The organism is Pseudomonas psychrophila (genome assembly GCF_001043005.1).
GTDB lineage: Bacteria > Pseudomonadota > Gammaproteobacteria > Pseudomonadales > Pseudomonadaceae > Aquipseudomonas > Aquipseudomonas psychrophila.
Map to the genome: position 1 here is coordinate 1 of NZ_JYKZ01000093.1, position 558 is coordinate 558.

Sequence of the window (558 nt, forward strand, 5' to 3'; positions counted from 1 at the left end):
CGACAACCAGCAAGTGGGACTGAACTACGAGCGCTACTTCGGCGACGCAACCTTGCAAGTCAATGCGTACACCGGGACGCGGAGCGTGATTCAGTATTTGGCGATTCCACCGTTCGCGGCGGGCAATAAACAAGGCGGCGGCGTGGTTCAGTTCGACCGCAAGTTCCACGGTGGCAGCCTGCGCTGGCTGCAGCCGGTGTACAGCGTTCCGGGCGATCTAACCTTGATCGCAGGCCTGGACTATGACCAGAGTCAGGACAGCCGCCACGGTTATCAAAACTTCAGCGGCGACCTGCTGGGCGTGAAAGGTGCTCTGGTGCGTGACGAAGTCGACACTGCACGTAGCCTCGACCCGTATGTGCAAGCTAACTGGGCCATCGACAACTGGACGGTGCAGACCGGCTTGCGCTACAGCACGATGGAAATGGACGTCGATGATCAATTTTTGAGCAACGGCGACGACAGCGGCACCAAGCGCTATGAAAAAGCCACGCCATCGATGAGCGTGATGTACGCCTTCACACCAGAACTGCATGGCTATGTCAGTGCCGGCAAAGG

At 58.4% G+C, this 558-nt stretch carries 1 protein-coding gene; it reads left to right on the plus strand.

Annotated elements, in window-relative coordinates:
- The coding region (locus TU76_RS24240; RefSeq protein ID WP_048352694.1) for a TonB-dependent receptor at positions 1-558 on the plus strand (558 nt) is incomplete at both ends.